This window comes from Marinobacter sp. H13 (assembly GCF_059072335.1).
In genome coordinates this window covers 653,254-670,230 of sequence record NZ_JCACRU010000001.1, presented here as the reverse complement: position 1 = coordinate 670,230, position 16,977 = coordinate 653,254, and the positions used below count along the sequence as shown (strand labels likewise).

Here is a 16,977-nt window from a genome sequence, read left to right as displayed (position 1 = left end):
TGTAACAGTTTTTTCGGTAAGTTCAAAGGATTGGATTCCTAATATAGTCGGAAAGGGGTTTATGTATGGAGCCCTATTTTTGGTCGCTGTAGCTGCAAATAATTTGCTAGGACCCAAGAAATGTGTAGGCCCGTTTCTTCTCATTGGAGGCGCTGTCTTAAGTGTTTCGATATTAATGTTTTTAGGGGTCGACCTCCCCTACTATGGGGTTGAGAGGTCAACTTTAACAGACGAGCTTAGATCGTCTTCGATGTTTGGTTTGCTATTTTTTTCGGGTCCATATGTGAATCAGAACTCATTTGGGGCTTTTTTAGTTGTAAATGTTTCAGTTCTCGCTCTTTTTCTATTTGGTTTTAGAGTGTCAGGTTTTCTGAAGATTGTTCTTCAGGCAGCTTTAGTTTTATCTTTATTGTTTCTTTTGGCCACGGTAGCTCGAGCATCGATTCTTGCGGTCGTTATGATAGCGGCGTTGTTTTCTATTAGGTCACTGGGTGATAGATCTGTTCGACTGGGTGGAGCGCTCATCATATGTTTTCTTTTTTTTATATATGCTTATATTCCTGACATACTGGATACTCTTTTTCAGAGGGTGCAATCCGACGGAACCAGTCACCGGGCAATTATTTGGCAGGATGCTATGCGCCGCCTCTCAGAATCTCCTCTCACCGGCGTCGGTGAATATTCTTATAAAATGGGCAACGAAGAGTTGAGCGCTCACAATTCCTATATTCAAAAACTAGTTACCGATGGCGTTGTTGTTTTTGTATTGTGGGTGATCTTTTATGTTTTGTATTTCTTAAAAAGCTTTTCTTTAATTTTTTTTAAAAAATCATTTTATTTTAATGAAGTAAGATTGATCGCATCTGCGAGCTTTATTGCGCTGTGCATTCATCAGTTTTTCGAAATCAATTTTTTTAATTCGTTTGGTTTGCTACCCTTATATGCATTCATCTTGTCAACGATCATTGAAGGTGTTCCTCGCAAGAGATACGTTTTTTCGTGAAATTCAGGCTTGAAGTAAATTTCGACAGATATGCTTGAGATTTTGTTAAGTCCTTTTTTGTGGAAGTTGGCTATTGGCTGGGTTGGCTAGGAGTGGTTCTGTGTTATTGTTTTTGTTCTTGGTTAGACCCAAGAGGATTTTGATCTATTTTTATGTCCTGTTCTCGTTTTTTTGCTATCTCTAGTAAGTTCATCAATTATTAATAACTTCATTTTCTTTTTGGCGATCTTTTCCTCACCAGGCGTGTCGGGATTTTTGGTGAAAGTTTGATGGTTAATATTCTGAATTTTTCAGGGACTCTGTGAGTGTATGTCTATAATTTTTATTGAGCCAAATAATGTTCCGGGATCACCAGCTTTCGAGAGAGTCTCTGCTTTTAAGCAGTTTTTTACGGAAAATGGTATTGAGTGTCGATTGATTAGTCAAAATCAGTTCAAGGTTCTAGATCTTATTTTACGTAAGGATAGGAAAACCTTTGTTTTTTTGTCGATGCCTCCCTTCAGAGGTTGGTGGTTGTTTTTTGTTCCTTGGATTAAAGTTATATTCGATATTAGAGATGGTTGGTCAATTGCGATTGCCTCCGGATACGGCGGTCTTACAGAAAGAAAACCCATAAAGGCATTTTTTGCCCGTTTTGTAGAACGGTTTGCCATTAGAAGTTCATTTTTGACGATAACCTGCACTCCAGGGTTGAAAGAACATCTGGAAAAGATTTCGGGTCGCGCGGTTTTATTGGTCCCCAATGGTGCGTCAGATGAAGATATCAATTTGGCGTCCAGTTTAAGAGAAGTGTCCCATTCATCAAAAAATACATTGAGTAAAAATCGGCTGACACTGGGCTGTGCGGGAAAGTTCAGCGAATACGGTGATGATAAAGTAAAGAAGATTGTTAAAGTTATTTCTGAGCGCTACTCTGATTATGAATATGTGATTAAGCTTTTCGGTTCTGATTATGAAAATAATAGTTGGTTACAAGAATATGTGGAAAAAGCTTCAGGTGGGCGAGGTCAAGTCGAGATATTAGGTAGGCTCTCTAAAGCTGAACTCTATGCAAAGATGGCTGAGTGCGACATCGGAATATCCGTGATAAGGGATCCGGACTACGATTTTGGGACAAAGGTCTTTGATTATATCGCTCTTGGTTTACCAGTGTTGAACTATTTTGATAAGCCCAACTCGTTTACTGAATACTTTAACGCGTACTTGGATCGACCTTTTGATGGCTCTGTCCTCGAGAAAGAAATTGGCCGCCGCCACCAGATTGATGAGGCATTATCCGGGGTGTTTCGTTAGTGAAAATTGCTTTATTGGCTGCAGCATCCTCGATTCATACTGTACGTTGGGCCAACGGGCTTAGCGCAGCAGGTCACGAAGTTCACGTAATTAGCCAGCATCCGGTAGTAGAGCCCTTTGCGGAAGATGTCGAGGTACATTTGTCACGCTTTCGCGGAGCGTTGGGGTACTTCACTATGGCTGCCGAAGTTCGCACGTTACTGACACGAATATCGCCGGACATCGTCAATGCACATTATGCAAGTGGCTACGGGACAACCGCTCGCATTGTGGATTGGCATCCTTGGGTAATGTCTGTTTGGGGCAGCGATGTTTATGATTTCCCGTTGAAATCCTTCCTGCATAAATGGCTTGTAAGAAAGAATCTGTTAGCCGCGGATAAAGTTGCATCTACTAGCCTCTGTATGGCCGAACAAACCCGCAGTATTGCCCCCGAAATATCGCATATTACCGTTACACCGTTTGGTATCGACCTTGGTGCTTATGAGGGCAGTCTGTTACTGGAGCCTTGTCTTAATAACAAGCTCGTGATTGGCACGGTCAAGTCGATGAAACCGGTGTATGGCATCGACACCCTTATTGAGGCGTACGCAATACTGGTTAAACGTTTTCATTCCAGAAAGAACGTCATGCCGCCTCAGCTGGAATTGCACTTGGTGGGGGAGGGAGAGCAGCTAGCTGAACTTCAGTCACTGGCTCGCAATCTTGGAGTCGCTGAGAGTGTGCGCTTTGTAGGACGGGTTCCTCACATTCAAGTACCGGCCGAACTCTACAAGTTGGATATTTTCGTTGCATTGAGTCGAAGCGAGAGCTTCGGTGTTGCGGTTCTGGAAGCCGGAGCGGCGGGGCGTCCGGTTGTTGTTTCGGATGCTGGGGGGCTTCCGGAAGTGACGGTCGACGGGATAACCGGGTTAGTTGTACCTCGTGAGAACCCGGAAGCAGCTGCCGATGCGCTGGAGAAGCTGGTTCTGGATCCGGAACTGCGGGAACGTATGGGTAGTATGGCGCAAAGGCATGTCGCGGAGAGTTACTCCTGGGAATCTTGTGTGCACACCATGTTGTCTGTTTATGACAAAACGATTTATGAATACAGAAAGGGAAACTAATGCTACGTATCCTTACAATCATCGGCGCACGCCCTCAATTCATCAAAGCCAGTGTGGTCTCCCGCGCTATTAAGCAAACCGACGGTATTGATGAAATCATGCTGCACACGGGCCAGCACTTTGATGCCAATATGTCGGACATCTTCTTTAACCAGTTAGGCATTCCCAGGCCAGATATCCAATTGGATATTCACGGTGGCAGTCACGGTCAGATGACCGGCCGGATGCTGGCGGAAATCGAACAAGCGCTACTGGAACACAAGCCGGATCGGGTTCTTGTTTATGGCGATACCAACTCTACTCTGGCCGGGGCGCTGGCAGCAGCCAAGTTACATATTCCGGTTGCCCACGTGGAAGCCGGCCTGCGCAGTTTTAACATGCAGATGCCGGAGGAGATCAATCGTATCCTCACGGATCAGATCAGCGATTTGCTCTTTTGTCCCACCACTACTGCAGTCAAGAACCTCGAGGATGAGGGCTTTGCCAACAAGCCAGTCAAGGTGATGCAGGTGGGAGACGTCATGCAGGATGCGGCGCTGTTGTTCGCGGAAAAGGCGGTGGCGCCAGCGCAGGAGACGCTCCCGGAAAACTTCATTCTTGCCACTCTCCATCGGGCCGAGAACACAGACGACCCGGATCGTCTGGCCAATATTGTTCGGGCCCTGAATCAGATACACCAGAACGAGGCTCCCGTCGTTCTGCCTTTGCATCCGAGAACCCGAAAATTGATCGCTCAGCAAGGCCTGGACTTGAACGTTGAGCTGATCGATCCGGTGGGTTACTTCGAAATGGTCTGGTTGCTGGACCACTGCCAGTTGGTGTTGACCGACAGTGGCGGTGTTCAGAAAGAGGCCTTTTTCTTTGGCAAGGCCTGCGTAACCATGCGGGACCAGACCGAATGGGTGGAGTTGGTTCATGCCGGTGCCAATGAGCTTGTTGGGGCCGATCAGGAGAAAATAGTGGACGCTGCTGCTCGGAATGTTGGGCGCAGGGTCAAGGATACGGAACAGTTGTATGGCGGCGGCGAGGCCTCACAAAGGATTGTGGATGAGTTGGTGAAGGCCGGTTGATGAGGAAGACAGTCTGGATCGTTAACCAATATGCGTCTACGCCGGATTATGGGTACGCTGGCCGTCATTATTATATAGGAAGAGAGCTGGCGAAGCGTGGCTACAAGGTCTATCTGATCACGTCTGCTGCCCATCATCTTTTACGCGAAAAGCCAGCCGTTGCGTCAGAATTTGAGCTCGAAGAGCAGGGAAACGGGTTTACAGTTGTCTGGGCCAGAATGCCTCATTACGAACAGGCTCATAGCAAGGGTCGAATTCTGGGCTGGTTTCTTTTTTCCTGGCGTCTCAGAAGTCTGTGGAAGGTGATCCCCGAGTCGCCCGATGTGGTGGTTTGTTCTTCTCCGTCTCTGCTCTCGTTTCTCGGGGCGAAGACGTTGGCGCGTCGGGTTGGTGCAAAACTGGTATTTGAGGTCCGGGATATCTGGCCAATGACTCTGATGGATATCGGCGGATACTCCCCGAGACATCTGTTTATCCGTCTTATGCAGTGGGTTGAGGACAAGGCCTATCGTGACTCCGACCGGGTGGTTTCCAATCTCAAGAATTCTGTAGAGCATATGGTCAGCCGGGGTATGAAGCGGGAAAAGTTCACCTGGGTGCCTAATGGCTTCTCTATGGATGAGGTAAGCCTCAATGCAGCCTTGAACGCCAGGGCAGTGGATCAACTTCCTCAAGAAAAGTTTATAGTTGGCTATACCGGAACCTTGGGAGTTGCAAACTCACTATATACGCTGGTTAATGCCGCTGAGCGCTTGAAAGAGTATCGGGAAATTGCGTTTGTTCTGGTGGGGGATGGAAAAGAAAAGGCTGGATTGCAGAAGATGGTTGCCAGTAAGGGACTGGACAATGTGTTTTTTGTTGACCCAATTCCGAAAGTTGAAATCCAGGCAATGCTAGCTCGGTTTGATGGTTGCTATATAGGCCTTTCGAAGGATCCATTGTTCAGATTCGGTGTTTCGCCCAATAAGCTTTTTGACTATTTGTACTCGGGCAGGCCGATTATCTATGGCATTGAGTCGGGCGAGTACAAACCTGTGGATGATGCTGGCGCAGGGTTACAGATAGCTTCCGAGGATGACAAACAACTTGCTGATGCCGTCTTAAAGCTCTACTGCATGGCTCCTGAAGAGCGGGCTGCTATGGGAGCCAATGGTCGAAAAGCGGCCCTTGAGCAGTACGAGTATGGGCAACTTGCGGAAAAGCTTGCCGCTGTGTTGTTTGATTAGAGTGTTGCCTGACATTTGTTATGAACTTTTGAATCCGGAGTTAGCGTGAAAGTACTGTTGACCGGGGCCACGGGCTTCGTTGGTCGTCGATTAGCCGAATCGCTCGAAGGTTTGCCTGATAAGGAATTGACCTGTGCAGTAAGGCGGTCTGGGGCTGTTAACTGCGGGCGCGAAGCGTTGTTTAATGGCCTTGATGCCGGCACGGATTGGTCCTCAGCCGTGGCTGGGCAACAGGTGGTGATTCACGCCGCAGCCCGAGCTCATATAATGAAAGATGAATTGACTGATCCGCTAGCGGAATACCGCAGGGTTAATGTGGAAGGCACGCTTAACCTTGCCCGGCAGGCGATTGATTCGGGTGTCAGGCGTTTCATCTACATCAGCTCTATCAAAGTGAATGGTGAGCGAACGTTTGAGGGGAATGCTTTTTCCGAGGATGATGAGCCGGCACCAGAAGATCCCTACGGTATTTCCAAGATGGAAGCGGAGCAGGCGCTGAAGCGCCTTGCGGCCGGCGCTGGTATGGAACTGGTGATTATTCGCCCGCCTTTGGTCTATGGGCCGGGGGTGAAAGGTAATTTCGCCACAATGGTGAAAATAGTGGAGAAAGGCTTGCCTCTTCCACTTGGCGCAGTTCACAACAAGCGTTCATTAGTCGCACTGGATAATCTGGTGGATCTTATCGTGACTTGTATCGATCATCCTGCCGCCACTGGCCAGGTATTTCTGGTGAGTGACGGAAAAGATCTTTCCACAACAGAATTGTTACAAGGCGTTGCCAAAGCTATGCATAGGCCTCTGCGTTTGATTCCGGTACCCGCAGGTGTACTGATGTTCGGTGCCGGTCTTCTAGGTAAAAAGCCAGTTGCCCAGCGTTTGCTGGGATCTTTGCAAGTGGACATTTCAAAAGCTCGTAACCTTCTGGGTTGGCAGCCACCGGTCACTGTGGCCGAGGGCTTGGCCAGAGCGCTCGGAAATGAAAGGGCCTAGCGGTGAGAGCCGCCAAAGTCATTTTTCTTATTAGGTGGTGTTTGTGATTCGGTTATTCGATTTTGTGTTTGCCCTACTGGGGTTGGTGGTTGGGTTCCCCGTCTTGCTGCTGCTGACTCTGATTGGTCTGTTTGATACCGGTTCTCCTATCTTTCGCCAGGAGCGGGTCGGCCGAAATAAAAAGCCGTTTGTGCTGGTGAAGTTTCGTACGATGAAGAAAGACACCGTTTCGGTTGCAAGCCATCTTGCAAGTGCCAGCGCCATTACACCGTTCGGGCGTTTTTTGAGACGTTCCAAGCTGGATGAATTGCCACAGCTGTGGAATGTGTTGAAGGGGGAGATGAGCCTGGTGGGTCCCAGGCCATGTCTATTTAATCAGGAAGAGCTGATAGAGGAGCGGGCACGTCGAGGTGTACTGGCTGCTCGACCGGGGATAACTGGGCTGGCTCAGGTGAATGACATTGATATGTCCACGCCTGCTTTATTGGCAGAGAAGGATCAAAAAATGCTTCAAAACCTCAATCTCGCCGCCTATTTCAGGTACATTTTTTTGACGATTGTCGGAAAAGGGGCGGGGGACAGAGTTCCTGGTCAGTAATCGTCATCTCCCTCATTTGGTAGTTTTTCTATTTTTATTCTGGAGTTGTGAACCTTTATGTGCGGTATTGTAGGCGCCGTGAGCGCCAGTGATGTAACACCTTTTTTGTTAGCTGGCCTTCAAACACTGGAATATCGTGGGTATGACTCGGCTGGACTGGCGCTTCTTAACGACGGTCTTAAACGGGCCCGTTCTGTGGGCCGTGTGTCCGAGCTGGGGGCATTGGTTGATCGGGAACAGTTACAGGGGCATATCGGTATTGCCCACACACGCTGGGCCACACACGGAGTGCCGGTGGAACGGAATGCGCACCCCCATGTGTCCGGTAATCTTGCGGTTGTTCACAATGGCATAATCGAGAACCATGTTGAACTACGCGCGATGCTGTCGGGTTTCGGGTACGACTTTACGTCGGATACTGATACGGAGACTGTCGCTCACCTTGTTGAGGCTTGCCTGGCAGGGAAGATGGGGGAAGCGTCACCCTCGCTCTTCGAGGCTGTTCGGGCTGCGGTCCCTTACCTGAAAGGTGCGTATGCCCTTGCTGTGGTCCATGGGGACGAACCAGAAACCCTGGTTGTGGCCCGGGAAGGTTCGCCGCTCATGCTGGGGCAGGGTGATGCGGGCTTTTATGCGGCCTCCGATGCCTCCGCTTTGATTTCGGAAACCCGTAAGTTGATGTATCTGGAGAACGGTGATGTTGCTCAGCTTACCGTGGATGGTGTGACGATTCGGAATGCAGAAGGCCAATCGGTTATCCGCCCTGTGACCACCTCCTCGTTGACAGCGGACGCGGTTCAGTTGGGCGAGTACAAGCACTACATGCAAAAGGAGATTTTCGAGCAGCCTCAGGCGCTTGGCAATACTCTCGAGATGCTGGGTGGTGCTGGAACGCTTCAGGCCGGTTTGTTTGGTGCCGATGCCGCTGGAGTTTTTGAGGAAGTGGAGTCAGTACTCATTCTCGCCTGCGGTACTTCCAGCTATGCCGGAATGGTCGCGCGATATTGGATTGAGGCGATTGCCGGCGTGCCCTGCAATGTCGAGATTGCCAGTGAATATCGATACCGGAAATCAGTAGCCCGGGAATCCCAGTTGGTTGTCGCCATATCTCAGTCGGGGGAGACCGCGGATACCATTGCGGCGCTTCAGTACGCCAAGGCGCTCGGTCACAGGCATACTTTGGCCATCTGTAACGTGCCTGAATCTTCCATCGTGCGTGAGGCGGCTCTGCGATTTATTACGCGGGCAGGTCCTGAGATCGGTGTGGCTTCCACCAAAGCGTTTACCACCCAATTGTCTACGTTGTTCCTTTTGGCTTTGCTGTTAGCGAAGGGGCGCGGCGTGCTATCGGCTGAGGATGAGGCAGCCTACCTTGATGAAACACGCCATTTACCGGTCGCTGTTGAAAAAGTCCTGGCGCTGGAGCCGGCGATCCGCGATCTGGCCCAGCAGTTCGGCAGCAAGCATCACGCGCTGTTCCTTGGCCGTGGCCGCCATTACCCGATTGCACTTGAAGGTGCCTTAAAACTGAAAGAAATCTCCTATATTCATGCAGAAGCTTACCCGGCGGGCGAATTGAAACACGGCCCGTTGGCGTTGGTGGATGCCGACATGCCCGTAGTAGTCGTGGCGCCCAATGACGAGTTGTTGGAGAAGTTAAAGGCCAATATGGAAGAAGTTCGGGCCAGGGGTGGCGAATTGTTCGTCTTTGCCGATGGCGATAGCCAGGTAGCTTCGGAGCCCGGCATCCAGGTTCTTCAAATGCCCGAGCATTATGGAGTCTTGTCGCCGGTTCTCCACGTTGTCGCTCTGCAGTTACTGGCTTACCACGTGGCGCTCGTAAAGGGCACCGATGTAGACAAACCTCGCAATCTGGCCAAAAGTGTTACTGTTGAATGACAGGTTTGGTTGCGGTTTTTTGGTTGTCAGATCATAAAAAGGTTGGTAACAAAACGCCGCTATAGCTCGCATTCTTCCGCACTGAAAAATCCGGAATAAAGAATAGAGTTGGTAACTTTCAGGCGGGAAATCTCGTTCACGAAACGAACTAAGATACGGCGGTCGTCGGTTAAGCTACTGATAAACCTTGTGACTTAATGATTTCAGGTTTATGGCGAAGCCGGAAGTTACCAACTTTATTAATTTGTTGCCGACTTTATTATCACGCCACATTGGTAAGGGAACACCATGTTTGAAAAATTCCTGAATTTATCTCGGGTCCACAAACGGCTGGTGTCGGTTGTTGCCGATGTGGCGGTTCTGTTTTTTGCTTTGTGGGCGGCGTTTTCGCTGCGCCTGGAGCAACAGTTCTGGGTGCCTGATCAGGGGCAACTTATTGTTTCTGGGTTAACGGTTGTCTTCACGATTGCCGTTTTTGTCAAGCTGGGACTCTATCGGGCGGTTATCCGCTATTTGAGTGACAGAGCCTTTATTACGGTGATAACCGGGGTGGTGGTTTCTGCAATCACTCTGATCGTGTTGGGTTATTGGCTGGAGGTACAAGTTCCTCGATCCGTTCCGATTATATACGGCGCACTGGCTTTCATCTTCGTTAGCGGTACCCGAATGACGGTCCGTATGCTTGTCAATCGGCCGAGGCATCGTAACAAACAGTTTGTGGCGATTGTTGGATCTGGGGAGACTGGCCTACAACTTGCGAACGCGCTGGACCAAGGCACCGAATATCATCCTGCTGCTTTTATAACGTTGTTGAAAGCGAATCACCGGGCCTTGATAAATGGAATTCCGGTGTACGACATCAGTCATATTGAGCGTGTGGTGAGGGAGCATCGCATCAAGCGTTTGTTGTTAGCTTTGGATGCGGATTCTGGTATCGACCGTAAGCGTTTGCTGAAAAAGCTGGAGCCTTTGGCCATACCGGTGCAGACGGTTCCCACAATGTCGGAGTTGGTAGCTGGCCAGGCGCGGATTAACGATATCCGTGATCTGGAAATTGAGGATCTTTTAGGGCGTGATCCGGTGAAGCCCGATAATGCGCAGGTTGCCAAAAGCCTTTATCAGCGTGCCGTAATGGTAACCGGGGCCGGAGGTTCGATTGGTTCGGAGCTCTGTCGGCAAATTATTCAGCATCGCCCTTCTAAATTAGTGCTGTTTGAGCAGTCAGAGTTTTCCCTGTATGCGATTGAGCGCGAGCTCCAGGCGATCAATACAATTGAGGGGCTTGGGGTGGAGATACATCCCTTGCTTGGTAGTGTAACTCACCGTCGGCGCTGCGAAATGGCGATGCGGAGTTTTGGCATAGAGACGGTATACCACGCCGCGGCGTACAAGCATGTGCCGCTGGTCGAACACAATATTATTGAAGGTGTTCAGAACAATGTATTTGGCACCTTCCATGTTGCGGAAGCCGCTATTGCGGCTGGCGTAAAGCGCTTTGTGCTTATCTCCACCGACAAGGCGGTGCGCCCCACCAATGTGATGGGCGCCAGTAAGCGCCTTGCCGAGCTTGTGCTCCAAGGCCTGGCTCAGCGGCAGTCAGACACCATCTTCTCCATGGTGCGATTTGGTAATGTTCTTGGCTCTTCCGGCTCTGTTGTGCCTCTATTCAGGGACCAGATTCGGGATGGTGGGCCAGTTACCGTCACTCACCCGGATATTATCCGCTACTTCATGACCATTCCCGAGGCCAGCCAGCTCGTTCTTCAGGCTGGCAGCATGGGGCAGGGGGGTGAAGTGTTCGTTCTGGATATGGGCGAGCCCGTAAAAATTGCCGACCTGGCCCGCAAGATGATTCACCTGATGGGGTTGATGGAGAAAACCGACGATCGGCCTGACGGGGATATCGAAATTGTATTCTCCGGGTTGCGGCCAGGTGAAAAGCTTTATGAGGAGTTATTGATTGGTGATAACCCGCAGGGCACTGCGCACCCAAGGATAATGATGGCGAGGGAGGTCTCGATGCCTTGGGAAGAAGTCGAGCAAACCTTGAATCGGTTGATGCGGGCAAGTCACGACTTTGACTGCCAGGATATTGTTCAGATTCTGAAAACGGCGCCAACGGGGTTTGCCCATAATGGGGATGTGGCGGATCTGGTTTGGTGCAACGGCAATCAGGAGCGGGTTGGCGAAGCAAAGAATGAGGACAAGGTCCGTCGGTTGCCCTTGGCCTAGGATATAATCCTGGCTGGTAATTTAGTGGTGGGGGCTTGATTGCCCCCGTTTTTGTTTTTCAACAAGGAACGTTGACGATGATTGAAGTTTTCCACCACGGCGCCACCACTGGCGTCACTGGCTCCTGCCATGAGCTGACTCTGACTCCGGGTATGAAAAAGGGGTCTGACCCCGCGGGGTCAGACCCCAACTTCACGGCACCAAGCTCCTCCGGCATCCTCATAGACTGCGGCCTATTCCAGGGCCAGGACGAGGGGCGCGGCGCTTCCGCTTCCGACCTCTCCATTGATTTTCCCATTGATCATATCCGGGCCCTGGTGGTCACCCACGTGCATATCGACCACGTAGGTCGCATTCCCTACTTGCTGGCTGCGGGTTTCGACGGGCCCATTATTTGTTCTGAGCCCTCGGCGATTATGTTGCCAGAGATTCTGGAGGATGCTCTGAAGATCGGGTTTACCCGCGATCGGCAGCTGATTGAGCGGGTTCTGGGGCTGATTCGTTCCCGCCTGGTGCCGGTGCCCTATGGCCAGTGGCACTCGGTGTTTGATGAGGATGATTGCTCGCTGTCGGTTCGGCTGCAGAGAGCAGGGCATATTCTGGGGTCGGCTTATGTGGAATGCGATGTCCGTGCTGGCAAGGCTGAAGAGCGGATTGTGTTCAGTGGCGATCTTGGAGCGCCCCATGCTCCGTTGCTCCCGGCGCCTCAATCGCCGGAGCGGGCGGACCGCCTGGTTATTGAGAGTACGTATGGTGATAAGGACCATGAGGACCGGGAAACGAGGCGTTACCGATTGAAGGCGGTGTTGGAGCATGCGCTTGGGGATGGAGGCACGGTGCTGGTGCCGGCGTTCAGTATTGGGCGGACGCAGGAGTTGCTTTATGAAATTGAGAGTTTGATTCATGAGTTTGGGAGTGACGCGGTAGCTTCGGGCATGAAAATGGGGTCAGACCCCTCTTTTACCTGGGAGTCTCTGGAAATCATTGTGGATTCGCCGCTGGCAGCAGAATTCACCCGAATCTACCGCGATTTGAAGCCCTACTGGGATGCGGAAGCCACAGAATTGGTCCGCCAGGGCCGGCATCCGCTCTCTTTTGAGCAACTCACGGTCATCAACTCCCACGAAGACCACCTGAATGCGGTGGATTACCTGGCCCGTTCCCATCGCCCTTGTGTGGTTCTGGCAGGTTCCGGCATGTGCGCCGGTGGCAGGGTGGTGAATTACCTGAAAGCGATGCTCGGAGATAAGCGGAACGATGTGCTCTTTGTGGGCTATCAGGCCGCGGGCACGCCAGGTCGAGATATTCTGACTTATGGCCCCCGTGGTGGCTGGGTGGAGCTGGATGGTGACCGCTATGATATCCGGGCCCGGATTCATCAGGTTGGGGGCTATTCGGCCCATGCGGGGCAGAGTGATTTGATTCGGTTTGTTGAAGAGATTCCTGAAGCACCTTTGGAAATTCGGGTGGTGCATGGGGATGAGGATGCAAAGGCGGCATTTCAGGTAAGGCTTCAACGGGTGTTGCCTGGCTCCCAAGTGCTGATTCCGGCGTAGCGAGGTTTTGATGCGCGCACGATTTGGGTATTGTTGGAAGTAACAGAACAGAACCGACAACGGTTTGAGGATGCTTGGCATGACTACTTCGCCTGAAAAAGTCTGGTTTGATGAAGACAATCTTTGGGTCACTCTTTCTGACGGCCGCACAATCGGTGCTCCGTTGGCCTGGTTTCCACGTCTGCTGCACGCGGAACAAAAAGCCAGAGATGACTTTGAACTGAGTGTTCATGGTATTCACTGGGATTCGTTGGACGAGGATATCAGCGTCCAGGGGTTGCTGGCTGGCCAAGGCGACCAAACCCACCCAAAACGTGATCACGCGGCCTGACATGGAAAAGATAAAGATTTTTGCCACCAAATCCACGAAAGAATACGAACAAAGACTGACTGATTAAAAGTCAGGGCTTCCTTGTCTTTCCCTTTCGTGTTCTTTCGTGGATTTAGTGGCGAAAATGTTCTTGAAAATAAGGATATAAGATGCTCAAGGAAAAAGAGCTTTGCTACCGTATTACCGGCTGTGTGTATGAGGTATACCGGCATCTGGGAGCAGGTCACAAAGGCGAGCCCATTGCCGAACACCGGGTCGATCTTTTGGTCGAGAACGCCGTCATCATCGAACTTAAAGCCCAGAAGCAAATGCCGATATCGGCGGAGCCGCAGTTAATCAACTACCTCAAAGCCACAGGGAAAGAGCTTGGTCTGTTGGTTAATTTTTCGTTTCCAAAGGCTGTGGTAAAGCGGGTGGTGTTATGACCGGGCCGGGTTTTTCATGGGAGGGCAGCCCCCTCCTTCACCAGGGATCTCTGGAAATTGTCGTCGATTCTTCTCTGGCGGCGGAATTCCCCCGGATATACCGGGATCTGAAGCCCTACTGGGACGCCATTGCCAGATATATATCGTGACCGGCACCTGCTAGAATTGTTTTTTCTGAAAAGCTGGCAGTTTTAATCGTTTTTTTGGCAGGATAATCATTTTGAGCACGATGGCGGGTGATGAAATTGGCTATGCATGGTTGGCAGCACGTTACGACGTGCAGGCAATCCAGCCGCTGCCGCTGGAGAGCCGTATCGGGCGTAGGCGCCAAACCTACGACCAGGCCGGCCGCCGCCTGGAATACTACACAGAGGCGATGCGCCCGCAAGGCACGCTGGGCGCGCACCTGACCTTCGCTTTAAAACACGAAGGGGTGGCGCTGGAGTTTCTGGCAAGGTTGTTTGGGGCATTGCCCGCAGAGGCGCTTGCTGACTGGATACGCTCTGAACCTACCGGCCAGTATGCCCGGCGTGCTGGTTTTCTCTACGAATGGCTAACCGGCAAGACTCTGGCAGTGGAGGGTGTCGGTGGCAACTATCGTGATGCGCTGGATCCCGAAGTGTATGTTACGGCGGCTAACGGGGGGTGTCGTAACCGCCGCTGGCGGATTAATGACAACCTGCCGGGAACCCCTGAATTCTGCCCCCTTGTTCGTCGCACGACTTCAGTGTTGGAAGCCCGTCAATATGGAATCGCTGACAGGCTTTTAGCGATGGAAGGGGAGTTTGGACCGGATATTTTGCGTCGCAGTGCAGTGTGGCTGACTATTAAAGAGAGCCGTGCCAGTTTCGCGATCGAGCACGAAGGGCAGCATCAGGATCGCATACGCCGTTTTGCCACCGCCATGGAACAGTATTGTGGCCGGCTGGATTCCCCCCTTGATGATGACGCCCTGAGTGAGTTTCAGTCAGCTATCCTGGGAACCACCACGATCCGGACGGGCCTTCGGCAATCGCCTGTGTTTGTTGGGAGTAGTTCGATCGATTACGGTGCAGTTGTTCATTACGTCTGCCCGCACTGGGAGTGGTTGCCAGGCATGCTGGAGGGATTGCAGCGTTTTCTGGCGCAAACCGATCCGGGCGATGCAGTGGTTCGCGCTGCTGTGGCAAGTTTCGGGTTCGTCTTCATTCATCCGCTGGCTGATGGTAATGGACGAATCTCCCGTTTTCTGGTGAATGATACTCTTCGCCGCGACGGCGTGGTGCCTGAGCCTTTTATTTTGCCGGTTTCAGCGGCGATAACGTCCTCGGCGGTCAGGCGGGCCGACTATGATCGAATTCTTGAACGTTACTCCCGGCCATTGATGTCGGCTTACCGTGATGCGGTCGATTTCACCCAGGAACGCGTGGCCTACGCAGATGGTATTGAATCGGATTTTGTTTTTAATGCCTATGAGGAGGCAGCACCTGTCTGGAGCTATCCGGACTTGACCGAACATACGGAATATCTGTTCGCGATCATTCGGCATACGTTGGAGCACGAGATGCACCATCAGGCCGCCTTTCAGCGGGCGTGGTATCGCACACGCGAGGCGATCAAGGATTGGGTTGAAGGCCCCGATGAGCACATTGATCGGATGATCCGGGCGATACGCCAGCATGGCCGGGTCAGTGGCAAATTGATGAAGGAATTTCCGGTGCTGGCGCAATCCGACATTGCATCGGAGCTAGAGCAGGCCGTAGCCGAAGGTTTTGCCGATCTGCCGGATGTGAATCAACGATGATTTTGGTGAGGGCATATCTCTGTGTAGTGCAGTTATTCGCCGCTGGCCGCTCGATCGAAGGCCATCCAAATGCCGTGGATTACCTGGCCCGGATGCATCATAAAAGGTGTTTTCAATCCCTGGCTGGTACAGACATAATTATTCCATCAGAGTAGGGCGTATGGTCGCCGTATTGAGCTTCCTCGCAAAGGATTTCAAATGAAGAAGATTGCAGTTATTGGTCTTGGTTATGTGGGACTGCCTCTTGCCGCGGCCTTTGGCGAAAAGCGTGAGATTGTCGGCTTTGATATCAGCAAAAAGCGGATTGCCGAGCTGAACGATGGCGTTGATTTTACCCGTGAGGTTTCCCGGGAAGAATTGGCTGCGGCGCCTGGTTTGTCTTTTACCGATGATCTTGAAGGCATTCGCGATTGCCAGATTTACATTGTGACTGTGCCCACCCCTATTGATGAGTTCAAAACGCCGGACTTAACGCCTCTGGTAAAAGCCAGTGAAACGGTTGGGCAGGTTCTGAAGCAGGGCGATATCGTGATTTACGAATCCACGGTATATCCCGGCGCCACGGAAGAAGTTTGTGTTCCGGTATTGGAGAAAGTCTCCGGCCTTACGTTTAACAAGGATTTCTTTGCTGGCTACAGTCCTGAACGAATCAATCCGGGCGATAAAGAGCATCGGGTGACCAGCATTATGAAGGTTACTTCTGGCTCCACTCCGGATATTGCGGATGAAGTGGATGCGCTTTATGCCAGTGTTATTAAGGCAGGCACCCATAAAGCCAGTTCCATTAAAGTGGCCGAAGCGGCGAAGGTTATCGAAAATACCCAGCGTGATTTGAATATCGCGCTGATGAACGAGCTTTCAATGATTTTCTCGCGCCTGAAAATTGATACCCACGAAGTGCTGGCGGCAGCGGGCACAAAATGGAATTTCCTGCCGTTTAAACCGGGGCTTGTTGGTGGCCACTGTATTGGTGTGGATCCGTATTATCTGACCCACAAGGCCCAGGCCATTGGTTATCACCCGGAGATTATTCTGTCCGGCCGGCGGGTAAACGACAATATGGGCCCGTATGCGGCGGCCGAGCTGGTTAAAGCAATGATTAAAACCGGGCATACCGTGGCATCGTCAAAAGTGTTGGTGATGGGGCTGGCCTTCAAGGAAAATTGCCCGGATTTGCGGAACACCCGGGTGATTGATGTTATCCGTGAATTGCAGGATTTCGGCTGTTCCGTGGATGTGACAGACTGCTGGGCGGATAATACGGAAGCCGAGCATGAATATGGGATTTCACTGGTGGAGGCTCCGAAAGCCGGTGACTACGATGCGCTGTTTCTGGCTGTGCCTCATCGTGAATACGCCGCTAAAACTTCGAAAGAGCTGCGGGCTTATCTGAAAGACAACGGAGTTTTGTTTGATTTGAAGGGTGTGCTGCCTCTGGGCGAGGCAGACCTTCGGTTGTAACCGT

14 protein-coding genes are annotated in these 16,977 nt (G+C 51.3%); all 14 read left to right on the top strand.

Annotated features, from left to right (window positions below; all coding sequences use genetic code 11):
• The first annotated feature begins 61 nt into the window (after window positions 1-61).
• The 14 genes from AC5JQH_RS03150 (at window position 62) to tviB (ending at window position 16,973) form a co-directional block, all read left to right on the top strand.
• Window positions 62-1,003 carry an O-antigen ligase family protein gene (locus tag AC5JQH_RS03150; protein WP_493805283.1) on the top strand — a complete coding sequence of 314 codons (942 nt, stop codon included), beginning with the start codon at window positions 62-64 and terminating at the stop codon, window positions 1,001-1,003.
• Window positions 1,004-1,312: 309 nt separating this feature from the next.
• On the top strand, window positions 1,313-2,296 hold the full coding sequence (locus AC5JQH_RS03145; RefSeq protein WP_493805282.1) for a glycosyltransferase family protein: 984 nt from the start codon (window positions 1,313-1,315) through the stop codon (window positions 2,294-2,296).
• Window positions 2,296-3,402 (top strand): glycosyltransferase, encoded by a 1,107-nt coding sequence (locus AC5JQH_RS03140; protein WP_493805281.1) that lies wholly within the window; start codon window positions 2,296-2,298, stop codon window positions 3,400-3,402. Before AC5JQH_RS03145 ends, AC5JQH_RS03140 begins: the two co-directional genes overlap by 1 nt.
• Window positions 3,402-4,472 (top strand): non-hydrolyzing UDP-N-acetylglucosamine 2-epimerase, encoded by a 1,071-nt coding sequence (gene wecB, locus AC5JQH_RS03135; protein ID WP_493805280.1) that lies wholly within the window; start codon window positions 3,402-3,404, stop codon window positions 4,470-4,472. The genes AC5JQH_RS03140 and wecB overlap by 1 nt, the downstream gene beginning before the upstream one ends.
• The gene (locus tag AC5JQH_RS03130) at window positions 4,472-5,698 is read left to right on the top strand and encodes a glycosyltransferase family 4 protein (protein WP_493805279.1); all 1,227 of its coding nucleotides are present in this window, start codon (window positions 4,472-4,474) and stop codon (window positions 5,696-5,698) included. The genes wecB and AC5JQH_RS03130 overlap by 1 nt, the downstream gene beginning before the upstream one ends.
• Before the next feature lie 45 nt (window positions 5,699-5,743).
• On the top strand, window positions 5,744-6,688 hold the full coding sequence (locus AC5JQH_RS03125) for a UDP-glucose 4-epimerase family protein (protein WP_493805278.1): 945 nt from the start codon (window positions 5,744-5,746) through the stop codon (window positions 6,686-6,688).
• A gap of 43 nt (window positions 6,689-6,731) precedes the next feature.
• Entirely contained in the window at window positions 6,732-7,286 is a 555-nt protein-coding gene (locus AC5JQH_RS03120) for a sugar transferase (RefSeq protein WP_493805277.1), read from the top strand.
• A 57-nt stretch (window positions 7,287-7,343) separates the two neighbouring features.
• Window positions 7,344-9,185 carry a glutamine--fructose-6-phosphate transaminase (isomerizing) gene (glmS, locus tag AC5JQH_RS03115; RefSeq protein WP_493805276.1) on the top strand — a complete coding sequence of 614 codons (1,842 nt, stop codon included), beginning with the start codon at window positions 7,344-7,346 and terminating at the stop codon, window positions 9,183-9,185.
• Between the two features lie 288 nt (window positions 9,186-9,473).
• Window positions 9,474-11,417, top strand: a complete 1,944-nt coding sequence (locus AC5JQH_RS03110) for a polysaccharide biosynthesis protein (protein WP_493805275.1) — start codon at window positions 9,474-9,476, stop codon at window positions 11,415-11,417.
• Between the two features lie 77 nt (window positions 11,418-11,494).
• Window positions 11,495-12,973 (top strand): MBL fold metallo-hydrolase RNA specificity domain-containing protein, encoded by a 1,479-nt coding sequence (locus tag AC5JQH_RS03105; RefSeq protein WP_493805274.1) that lies wholly within the window; start codon window positions 11,495-11,497, stop codon window positions 12,971-12,973.
• Window positions 12,974-13,052: 79 nt separating this feature from the next.
• A complete protein-coding gene (locus tag AC5JQH_RS03100) occupies window positions 13,053-13,304 on the top strand; it encodes a DUF2442 domain-containing protein (RefSeq protein ID WP_493805273.1) in 252 nt (83 codons plus the stop codon).
• 149 nt (window positions 13,305-13,453) lie between these two features.
• On the top strand, window positions 13,454-13,729 hold the full coding sequence (locus tag AC5JQH_RS03095) for a GxxExxY protein (protein WP_493805272.1): 276 nt from the start codon (window positions 13,454-13,456) through the stop codon (window positions 13,727-13,729).
• A 229-nt stretch (window positions 13,730-13,958) separates the two neighbouring features.
• Window positions 13,959-15,512, top strand: a complete 1,554-nt coding sequence (locus AC5JQH_RS03090; protein WP_053112594.1) for a Fic family protein — start codon at window positions 13,959-13,961, stop codon at window positions 15,510-15,512.
• A 198-nt stretch (window positions 15,513-15,710) separates the two neighbouring features.
• Window positions 15,711-16,973, top strand: a complete 1,263-nt coding sequence (gene tviB, locus AC5JQH_RS03085) for a Vi polysaccharide biosynthesis UDP-N-acetylglucosamine C-6 dehydrogenase TviB (protein WP_493805271.1) — start codon at window positions 15,711-15,713, stop codon at window positions 16,971-16,973.
• Window positions 16,974-16,977 lie beyond the last annotated feature (4 nt).